The sequence below is a fragment of the Proteiniclasticum sediminis genome, assembly GCF_018128025.1.
GTDB lineage: Bacteria > Bacillota > Clostridia > Clostridiales > Clostridiaceae > Proteiniclasticum > Proteiniclasticum sediminis.
In genome coordinates, this window is sequence record NZ_JAGSCS010000007.1 from 119,237 (window position 1) to 129,379 (window position 10,143).

Consider the following 10,143-nt stretch of genomic DNA (forward strand, 5'->3'; position numbering starts at 1 on the left):
CTGGAATGAAACGTGTGGCACTTCTTCTGATTCTGCTCTTGCTCGTTCCTGGAGGATGGGCCTTAGCCCAGGCCAACTCTGCCCCCTCCTACTGGGTGAATTATCCCACAGGAAGCCTACTGGCGGTCTCCGAAAACTCCCCCATTCGGGTGGACGGGGAGGATCTGACCTTTGATTTTCGACAGGAAGAAGGGGACTCCTTCAGTCCCTTGGCCCGGGTGACAGCGGCCTACGCCATGACCAACAGCCAAGCCCAAAGGACCGTTTCCGCCATGGCCTTCCCGTATATTGGAAACCTGTGGGAGACGGAAGAAAACATCCAAATCACTGCCGATGGCGAAGAAATCCCCTATACGCTCTACTATGGGGAGGAGGTCAACCCCAAAGAAGGAGCCACCCTGGATTTTGATTTGGATGCGGTGCTGGCGGGAATTACCAAGGAACCCTATGTCCCCAAAGGGTTTTCCCTGGATGATCCCGTGACGCTCCATCGGATCATCCTGAAGGTAAATCCGGAGGAGTCCCTGAAAATCAGCGTGAAGTTTTCGGGGTTAACGTCAGAGAGCTTCGTGCTGGCCAAGGATTTTGGCGGGTACAGTTTTGACGGAAAAGAAGGCTATGAACTTCTTGGCTGGAAGCCCCCCACAGATTCCTTGGATTTTGCCCTCTGGGGAGCTGAAGTCGAGTATACGGTGGAGGTCTTTTATTCCGAAGAGAAGGGCGGAGGAAAGCTGGAAGCGGATAAAATCCAGGTGGACGAAACGGTGCTTCCCTTAGGGGAGTATCTCCAGCAATATCTGGCCAGCACCCTGGGAAAGAAGGAGGGGCTCACCCCCCAGGCTTTTGATGTGGGTGTGGAAGGTCTGGAGAAGGCCCTGGCCGCATATGGCTCCCTCGTGACGGAGGATTTTCTCCTGGAGTTTGCCCAGCGGGATCGCTACAAAATCCTCGTCTATGAAGTGCCCTTTGAAGGGTATGCCACCCGGAATGTGACGGTGAGCTACGATGCCAAGGGAACCATGGACCGCCGAAACACCCCGTTTCCCCTCCACACCTATCGGTATCTCCTGTCGCCGGCTGCCCGCTGGGGGGGCTTTCAAGATCTTCAGGTGACGATCCTTCCCCAGGACTCTTTGCCCTTTGTGCTGGAAAGCAATCTTCCCCTTACCCGAAACCAAGAAGGAATCTATGAGGGCTCTTTTGCGGAGCTTCCGGATACGGAGCTTTCGTTCACGTTATCGCCCAAGGAAAAAGTGACCTATTGGGACAGAGTGAAGGGCGATTTCAGCCACCGATTCGGCTATCTGGGGGTTCTTGCCGGGCTCTTCCTCCTGGGATTTCTCATGCTGACTCTGATCATCCTTTTGGGCCGAAAACTCTTTCCGGATCACCGGTCATAGGCGAGAAGATAGGCTTCTGCTGCCTCGGCCAGCAGGTCCAGTTCCGTGAGGATATCCTCCGCCAAAGGTGTGTTTAGCGGATAGTCCTTGGACTCCAGGAAGATCAGGGGCTTCAGGATTCTTGCGCCCCGCTCCTCTGCCAGAGAAACCAGGGTTTTGGCCGCCTTGTGGAGATGCCAGGCATTTTTCCCCGTGACCATAATGCCCAGGGCCTTTCCCTGGAGGGCCCCCTGGGGGAGGTCTTGTAGAAAGGCTTCCAGGGCAGCGGGGAGGCTGTCCTGGAAAACCGGGGTGCTGAGAAGAAGGAGAGGGGCATCTGAAAGTGCCGAGGCCAGCTGGGGAAAGAAAGAAGAATCTTCTTCCCGGGGCAGGGTAAGAAAGTCCCGGGTTAAGGCTGGGAACGCCTCGGACAGAAGGGCGGAGAGGTAGTCCAGGGGAATGCGGATCCGCTGATCCGCCCGGGAAAAGGCTAGTGCGATAATTTTCATCGGGATCTCCTTCAAGGGTTGGGCAAAGTGGTTACGCAAAAAGTCATAAACTGTCAAATTTTCGTTCGCTGGCTGTTCAAATTTCCCCGTTACGCGAATCAAACAGAAGTGTACAGGAGGTTAAACGATGTATTATGATTCTAAAACCCCCGAAGAATATTTACAGGACATTCCCGAGGATCGAAGAGAAGCCATTACTCGCTTACGACAGGTCATCCAGGAAAATCTGCCCCCAGGATTTGAGGAGGGCATGGGCTATGGCATGATGGGTTTCCAGGTGCCCTTGAAACGCTACCCCAAAGGTTACCACACCACCCCCGGAGAGCCGCTCCCCTTCATTGGCATTGCGGCACAAAAAAACCACATTGCCCTTTACCATATGGGCATCTATGCCTTGCCTGAGCTGGAGAAGTGGTTTGTGGAGGAGTATGCCAAACGGGTGAGTACAAAACTGGATATGGGCAAAAGCTGTATCCGCTTCAAGAATCCAAAGACGATCCCCTTTGAGCTCATCGGCGAACTGGCCCGGAAGATTACTTTGGATGACTATATCCGCCTTTATGAGGAGGGATTGAAACAGCGCAGCGAAATGTCAAAGAATCCAAAGAAATAAATTTCTGATCTATTCCATTTTACGCGGAATGCTCTGGAGTGAAAACCCCTGATGCCGAGCAGCATGAGGAGGAAAGACAAAGGGGCGGTTCCCCCAAAAGGCTCCTCGGATTGGGATCATCGTCCTGATCACCGGAGTCTTTTTCTATGGAAGCCAAAACGGGGGTTTACCGTGAAGGTTCTTGAGATGGAATTGCTAAAAAATCACAATTTTTACCTGGATTTCCGCTGGATTAACGGAGAGTTAACATCCTTCTGGTAGAATAGCAGTAAATCAAATTTATTGAAGTGAGGAGATTCTATGCGAATTATTATCATCGGCGCCGTGGCGGCGGGAACTTCTGCTGCAGCCAAAGCAAGACGAAACGGTGAAAGCCATGAGATCGTTATTTACGAGAAGGACACCTACATTTCGTATTCCGGCTGCGGTATGCCCTACTATCTGGGCGGAGAGGTGGAAAACGGGGAAGAACTGACCCCGCGCAATCCCGAGTTTTTTAAGAGCAAGTACAATGTGGATGTATTGACTGCCCATGAAGTCCTCAGCGTGGATCCAGGTAAACAGTCGCTCCAGGTGAAGAATCTCGTCACCGGTGAGGTCTTTGAAGATCACTATGACAAGCTCATTCTTGCCACCGGGGCAGCGGCGGCGGTTCCCCCCATTCCAGGACGGGAACTGGCCCATGTGTTTACCCTCCGAAACATCAATGACATGTACCGCATCCGGGCGTATCTGGATACGAAGTCGCCGAAACAGGCGGTCATTGTGGGCACGGGATTCATTGGACTGGAGCTGGCAGAAAACTTTGTTAAACAGGGAATGAATGTCACCCTGGTGGAAATGCTCCCCCAAGTGACCCCTGGACTGGACAGCGATATGGCAGATATGGTGGAAAGCCATCTGGAGAAAAAAGGCGTTCTTGTGCTCACTGGATCCACCGTGGAGGAAATCCGGGAGAAGGATGTCCGCATCTCCCAAGATCGGGAGGTCAAAGCGGATCTTGTCATCCTTGCCACGGGAGTTCGACCCAATGTTGCCCTCGCCAAAACGATGGGCGTAGCTTTGGGGTCCACTGGGGCCATTGCGGTGAACGCGCATATGGAGACCTCTTTGCCCGGAGTCTATGCCTGCGGTGACTGCATTGAGCAGTTCCATGTGGTGACCGGGAAGCCTGTCTATCGCCCCTTGGGTTCCACAGCCAATAAAACCGGACGAATTGCCGGCCATAATGCCACAGGCGGAGATTTGGAGTTCCGTGGGGTTTTGGGCACCGGAATTTTCCGGGTGTTTGATCTGACCGTGGCTCAGACCGGACTTAGCACCACGGAAGCAGAGAAGGAAGGATACGAGGTATCCATCAGTCATAACATCAAGCCCAATAAGCCCGAGTACATGGGCGGTCGGGAGATGGTGATCAAATCCGTGGCGGACAAGAAAGATGGAAGACTCCTGGGTGTCCAGATCGTGGGAGAAGAAGGCGTGGACAAGCGTATTGATGTCTTTGCCACGCTCATCACCTTCGGGGCCAAGGTCAGTGATCTCGTCCATTTGGATCTGGCCTATGCACCACCATTTTCCACGACCAAAGATCCTGTTCTGTATACCGGGATGATCCAGGAAAATGCCATCTATGGAGGAAGACCGCTCATGACCCCAGAGGAGCTGACAAAGCTCCAGGCCGAGGGAAAAACCATCCAGGTGCTGGACACCCGGGTGAAGAAGCAATTTGAGGCGGGTCATGTGGATGAGGCAAAAAATCTTCCTCATTCCGATGTGCGAGGCTCCCTGGACAGTCTGAAGAAGGATGTCATCACGGTGACCTACTGCAATAAGGGAACCACGGGCAATGCGGTGCAGAATATCCTCCTCAATGAAGGATTCAAGGAAGTCTACAATTTATCGGGAGGGCACAAGAATTTTGCCCGGTTCCGGGAACATCAGAAAAAAACGAAGAAGTAGAAGAGAAAGCCTCGGGAGGGAAGCTCCCGATCGGGTTCTTAATCGGAAGTTAAGTTGAATTTCCCCACAAAAAAAGTGCAGCCGTTTTATGGGCTGCACTTTTTTGTCAGGTTATGCTTCTTCCCGGGACAGGACATCCTGCCATTCGGGGGTTTTTTCCAGGACGGACCGGGCATAGTGACATTCCGGGCGAACTTTTCGGTGGGTGTTCCGGGCCAGTTCCACCATGCCGTAGACGAGCTTCTTTCCAAGACCTAGGCCATTGTAGCCGTCAAAGACATAGGTGTGCTCCACGATGAAGAGCTCGCCTTCTTCGCGGTAGGTGATCTCTCCCGCTTCGATGCCCGCTTCATCGGTGAGATAGAGCCGGTTAGTTCCCTGATTTAGTGTCATGGTGTCCTCCTTTATTCGGTAAATTACCCTGATTTTATCATACCCCCCAGAGATTGGGTAGGGAAATGCTTTTCAGCTTCAGCGAGGAGGCATAGAATAGAGAGAACAGGGATGCAAAATATGAGAAGCGAGGGAGAAGAACATGCAGAAAATCCGAAAAGCCAACGCGGGTGACAGTCCCGCAATTGCGGCGATTTACCGCTACTATGTGGAGGAGACAGCCATATCCTTTGAACTGACTGCACCGAGGGAGGAAGAGATGGCCCGGAGGATAGCGGCGGTTCAGGAAAAATACCCGTATCTGGTCCTGGAGGAGCAGGGAGAGGTCCTGGGCTATGCCTATGCTTCCCGGTATCGGGACCGGGCAGCCTATGATCGAACGGCAGAGATTTCCGTTTATCTTCGACGGGATGCCCAGGGTCAGGGGCGGGGAAAAGCCTTACTGGCAGCGCTTCTTCAGCAATTGAAGGAACAGGGTATCATGACCGTGGTGGCGGTGATCACCTCTGGAAATCAGCCCTCGTTGGACTTTTTTCTCTCCCAGGGCTTTCAGTATGCGGGCACCCTAGAAAACGTAGGTTTCAAAAATGGTGCTTGGCATGGGATCAGCCAGTGTACGCTTCCCTTGGGATTCTAAGGGATCGTCAAGAAAGTTTGCACCGGGGAAAAAGCCTGACTATAATGGAGTCATGGCCTTAAGGCTAAATCAGAAAATGGAAGTGACGACAATGCGATCCACCCAAGATAAAGTCTACCAGATGACTACTGCCGCGCTCCTTTGCGCCGTGGGAATTCTTATCCCCCTGATTTCTCCCGTTAAGCTGGTGCTGGAACCGGCTTCCTATACCCTGGCCAGTCATGTGCCGATTTTCATGGCCATGGCCCTGTCACCCGCCACCGCCCTCTTTGTGGCCGTGGGGACGACCTTAGGATTTTTCCTGTCGGGTTTTCCTCTGGTGGTGGTGATGCGGGCAGCCAGCCACAGCCTTTGGGCTTATTTTGGCGCGCGCATCCTAGTCCGAAAACCATGGATCCTGGAGAAGTTTTCCCGCCGCTTCGGGTTTAACCTCATGCTGGGACTGGTCCATGCGCTTTTGGAAATGCTGGTGGTCATGCCTTTCTATTTTGGCCAGCAAATGTCTGCCGGATACTATTCTAAAGGTTTCCTTCTTTCCGTGGTGCTCCTGGTGGGCGTGGGCACGGTGATTCACAGCATGATTGACTTTACGCTGGCCCGGATCATCTGGGAGCCCCTGAGTAAAGCCGCAAAGCTGAAAAATCGGGCGAAATCCGACCATTCTGCCGTGCAGTCCTGATCTCTTTGGACGGAAGGTTTGTTCGGGGCTATGCTTTTCGGGTATAATGAAAGAGGTATTGAAAAAATATCGCTAAAATATCCTTCTTTTGCTGAGGAATGACATCATGGAAGGCAGCAGTGGAAGAGAAAAAGGAGTTCATCATGACCTTGGAACTAAACCGCGTGGCGAAGGCCTACGCCCAAAAAGAAGTCCTGAAAGACATCACCTTCTCCTTTGAAAAAGGAAAAATCTATGCGCTTCTTGGCCGAAACGGTGCCGGGAAGACGACGCTGTTCAACATTCTGGCCGATGAGATTCCCAAGGATGGGGGAGCCATGGCCCTGGTGGAAGAACAGGGAGCCCGGCCGCTGAGTACGGAGGATCTCGCCTATGTCTACTCCTCGCCGATTCTTCCGGATTTTCTCACAGGGTATGAGTTTATCCGCTTCTTCCGGGATCTCCATGAAAATCGGATCGATGATCTTCGGCCTTTGGATGAATACTTCGACATGATGCAGATTCTGCCGGAGGATCGGCACCGGCTCATCAAGGAGTACTCCCACGGCATGAAGAACAAGCTGCAGATGATGCTGTTCCTCATCGCCAAACCTCCGGTGATCCTTCTGGATGAACCTCTGACCTCCCTGGATGTGGTGGTGGCCCTGGAGATGAAGAAGCTTCTTCGCAGCATCCGGGAAGACCACATCATCATCTTCTCCACCCATATTCTCCAGCTGGCGCTGGATCTTTGCGATGAGATCGTCATTCTCCACGAGGGAAAACTCCAGCTGGTGGATCATGCCATGCTGACAGAGCCCCAGGTGGAGGACAGCATCATCGCCCTCCTCACGGAGCCTGCCCATGCGTAGGGCGTTTTGGGTCATGGTCCGGCTGGAGGCAGCCATGAAGATCAATGGATTTCTCTATTTTCTGAAGCGGGTGCCCCTCCTGAAGCGCCTCTTCAGAAACACTTCCTATGCCCTCCTAGATCTGAAAAGTTTCCTGGGCGGGCTGGGGGTCCTCTATCAGCTACTGGCCGGTCCCGTCAAAAGTTTTCTCCTGGCGGGACTGTTCCTGGTTCTGCCTCAGGAAATTCTGGGGGAAGACATGCCACGAAGTCCCCTGATCCTCGTCCTGGGGCTCTATATGGGGCTACGTCTGGTTTCCTCGGAGCTCCTCACCCTGAATCCCTCGAAGTTTATCCTCTTGAAGCAGCTGCGGATGAATCCTCGAAGCTATGCCGGCGCAGTGCTGTGGAAAAAAGAAGGGATCCGCTGGATCTCCCGCAGCGCCGCCTTTCTCTACTTTGCCGGGAGGCTGGGAATCCGGTGGGGGGAGGCCCTGGTCCTGTCCACCCTGGTGACCTTATGCGCTCTTCTGGCGGAGGCGCTTCATCTATTCTATTACGCGAAGAAGCGGGACATTCTGGAGGAACATACGGGGCTCCTGGTGGTTCTTTATCTCACCTTGGTTCCCGGGAGCTATCTTTTGTGGTTCTTCCTACCCGGGGTGAATCTTGGCGCCTTCCTCTTTCACGGCATCACTGTGGTGGCATATCTTCTGGTGGCCGGTCTTTCCCTGCGGTATATCCGATCCTTTTCCGTCTACGGGGAAGCGCTCCATCGGAGCACCAGCTATGCCCGCATGGACAAAATGCGTAATGCAGCAGCGGGAGCTCAGTTTGCCGACGTGAAGGTCAAGGACAAGGAGTACGCCCAGGTGGACCTGAAGGGGGAGAAGCACGCCCAGAAGAAAGGCTTCGACTATCTCAACACCCTCTTTTTTGAGCGTCATGGCCGTTTTTTTCGAAAACCGGTACTGGTGAAGAGTGCCTTGGTGGTGGGCAGTTTCCTCGTGTTCTTCCTGGTTACGCTTTTTGTGGAGGTGGATCTTCTCACGCCAGCAGCCCAGGGAATTCTGGACAACTATACGATCTTTGTTTTTCTGCTCTATATGCTCTGCAATGCCACCCGGGAGACCAAGGCCATGTTCTACAACTGTGACCTGAGTCTTCTGAAGTACGGATTTTACCGGAAAGGTGATGCCCTGCTGGCCATGTTCACCCTGCGCCTGAAGCGGATCGTCCTGGGAAATCTCATTCCGGCAGTGCTTTTGTGCGGCGGACTTCTACTTTTGGCGATGCTTTCGGGGATGCCGAATCTTCTGACCATCCTGCCGGTGCTGGTGATGATTCTGGCCCTATCGGTATTCTTTTCCGTCCATTATCTCTTCATGTACTATATCTTTCAGCCCTATACGGCGGATCTTCAGGTGAAGAACCCCTTCTTCAGCCTGATCAATGGCCTTGTGTACTTTGCTTCCTACATGGCCATGCAGGTGAAGACCCCGGCGGCAGGATTCCTGCCGGTGATCATTCTCTTTGCCCTAGGCTATATCGCCTTTGCCCTGACCATGGTTTACCGGAAGGCGCCCCAAACCTTCCGCATCAAATAGCATCTGAAATCGACGTCTTCGGGAAGAAACCTTCCCGGGAGAAAGGAGGAAAATCATGCGGAATATGGAAAAAATTGACCAGCTGGAAGCCTGGCTGGATGAAAACCGCTACCTGGCCCTTCGGGAGGAGCTGGAGAATTTGGATGAGGTGGAAATCTCCGAGATTATTGACGAGCTTCCCAGTGCCAAGGCCCTGAAGATTTTCCGCCTTCTGAAGAAAGATCAAGCCGCAGAGGTTTTTGCCGAACTGGAACCGGGGATTCAGGGGAAAATCATCCATGAAATGACGGACAGGGAGCTGGAAGTCATCCTGGACGAAATGTTTGTGGATGATCTGGTGGACATGCTGGAAGAGCTTCCGGCCAGCGTTGTCACCCGTGTTCTGGAGATCACCGATGAGCACACCCGGGGAACCATCAACCGGTTCCTCAAGTACCCCAAGGATTCTGCCGGAAGCCTCATGACCTCGGAGTATACCAGCCTCAAGAAGGATCTTCGGGTGGAGGAGGCCATCGCCTACCTGCGAAGCTTCGGCCATGATAACGAGACGCTTTACAGCTGCTACGTGGTGGCCGATGACCGGACCCTGGAGGGCGTGGTCACCCTGCGCACCCTGCTCCTGGCCTCAGACGAGGCTCTGGTGGAGTCGCTCATGGATTCGGAAGTGGTCAGCGTTTCCACGGACCTGGATCAGGAACATGTGGCCGATCTCTTCATGAAGTATGACTTCATGACCATTCCCGTGGTGGACTCGGAAAACCACCTGGTGGGCATTGTCACCGTCGATGACATCATTGACGTTATGCGGGAAGAGGACACAGAAGACTTTGAAAAGATGGCGGGTACATTGCCTTCGGACAAGCCCTACCTGAAGACCTCCGTCTGGGAACTGGCAAAAAACCGCATGGGCTGGCTCACCATCCTCATGATCTCCGGCGTTCTTACGGGCAATATCCTCGCACATTTTGAACATGCCTTCATTTCCATTCCGCTCCTGGTCAGTTTCATTCCCATGCTAACAGATACCGGCGGAAACTCGGGATCCCAGAGCAGTACCCTGGTCATCCGCGGCATGGTGCTAAATGAGATCAAGTTCTCCGACGGACTGAAGGTCCTCTGGAAGGAGTTCCAGGTGAGCCTCATGGCAGGAGCGTTCCTGGCGCTCATCACTTATCTTCGGCTGATTTATTCCTATCCGGACAAGCCCATGATCGTCTTCGTCGTGGCCCTGTCCATCCAAGCCACGGTGATCATGGCAAAGCTCATCGGAGCGCTTCTGCCCTTTGCAGCAAAGCTTCTCCGGGCAGACCCGGCCATCATGGCCGCCCCCATGATTACGACCATCGTGGATGCGGGTTCTCTCTTTGTCTATTTCTATTTGGCACATCTCATTTTAGGGATATAAATCGATCTTACTTATATTGTTTTATTAAAATGTTCGATGCTTGTTAATCAAGCATCTCAGACTGTAGACAAAGCGACCAATTTCCGAAAAGAAATGGTCGCTTTGTTTTTTATGTGGCAAGAATTAGCTTTTC

Annotated in this window: 10 protein-coding genes; 8 read left to right on the forward strand and 2 right to left on the reverse strand. The window is 53.0% G+C overall.

The genetic code is table 11. The annotated features are described in order from the left end of the window. Positions 1 to 5 precede the first annotated feature (5 nt). Entirely contained in the window at positions 6 to 1,400 is a 1,395-nt protein-coding gene (locus KCG48_RS07205; RefSeq protein WP_211800907.1) for a hypothetical protein, read from the forward strand. Here the strand turns inward: KCG48_RS07205 and KCG48_RS07210 are convergent. Then, positions 1,388 to 1,888 (reverse strand): NAD(P)H-dependent oxidoreductase, encoded by a 501-nt coding sequence (locus KCG48_RS07210; protein WP_211800909.1) that lies wholly within the window; start codon positions 1,886 to 1,888, stop codon positions 1,388 to 1,390. The genes KCG48_RS07205 and KCG48_RS07210 overlap by 13 nt on opposite strands. Before the next feature lie 127 nt (positions 1,889 to 2,015). On the opposite strand from KCG48_RS07210, the gene KCG48_RS07215 reads away from it, so the two are divergent. Together KCG48_RS07215 and KCG48_RS07220 are read left to right on the forward strand one after the other, a co-directional pair. Beyond that, positions 2,016 to 2,501 (forward strand): DUF1801 domain-containing protein, encoded by a 486-nt coding sequence (locus KCG48_RS07215; protein ID WP_211800911.1) that lies wholly within the window; start codon positions 2,016 to 2,018, stop codon positions 2,499 to 2,501. 300 nt (positions 2,502 to 2,801) lie between these two features. Next, positions 2,802 to 4,460, forward strand: coding sequence for an FAD-dependent oxidoreductase (locus tag KCG48_RS07220; RefSeq protein ID WP_211800912.1), 1,659 nt, complete (start codon positions 2,802 to 2,804; stop codon positions 4,458 to 4,460). Positions 4,461 to 4,571: 111 nt separating this feature from the next. Here the strand turns inward: KCG48_RS07220 and KCG48_RS07225 are convergent, their stop codons facing one another. Continuing rightward, positions 4,572 to 4,853 carry a GNAT family N-acetyltransferase gene (locus KCG48_RS07225; protein WP_211800914.1) on the reverse strand — a complete coding sequence of 94 codons (282 nt, stop codon included), beginning with the start codon at positions 4,851 to 4,853 and terminating at the stop codon, positions 4,572 to 4,574. Positions 4,854 to 4,995: 142 nt separating this feature from the next. On the opposite strand from KCG48_RS07225, the gene KCG48_RS07230 reads away from it, so the two are divergent. The 5 genes from KCG48_RS07230 to mgtE all read left to right on the forward strand — a co-directional run bounded on the left by KCG48_RS07230 (position 4,996) and on the right by mgtE (position 10,010). Beyond that, positions 4,996 to 5,490 (forward strand): GNAT family N-acetyltransferase, encoded by a 495-nt coding sequence (locus KCG48_RS07230; RefSeq protein ID WP_211800915.1) that lies wholly within the window; start codon positions 4,996 to 4,998, stop codon positions 5,488 to 5,490. Positions 5,491 to 5,581: 91 nt separating this feature from the next. Continuing rightward, positions 5,582 to 6,169, forward strand: a complete 588-nt coding sequence (locus KCG48_RS07235; RefSeq protein WP_211800917.1) for a hypothetical protein — start codon at positions 5,582 to 5,584, stop codon at positions 6,167 to 6,169. Positions 6,170 to 6,312: 143 nt separating this feature from the next. Beyond that, entirely contained in the window at positions 6,313 to 7,020 is a 708-nt protein-coding gene (locus tag KCG48_RS07240) for an ABC transporter ATP-binding protein (RefSeq protein WP_211800932.1), read from the forward strand. Next, positions 7,013 to 8,605: a hypothetical protein gene (locus KCG48_RS07245; protein WP_211800918.1), complete on the forward strand. Its 1,593-nt coding sequence runs from the start codon at positions 7,013 to 7,015 to the stop codon at positions 8,603 to 8,605. The genes KCG48_RS07240 and KCG48_RS07245 overlap by 8 nt, the downstream gene beginning before the upstream one ends. Positions 8,606 to 8,660: 55 nt before the next feature. Further along, a complete protein-coding gene (gene mgtE / locus KCG48_RS07250) occupies positions 8,661 to 10,010 on the forward strand; it encodes a magnesium transporter (protein WP_211800920.1) in 1,350 nt (449 codons plus the stop codon). Positions 10,011 to 10,143 lie beyond the last annotated feature (133 nt).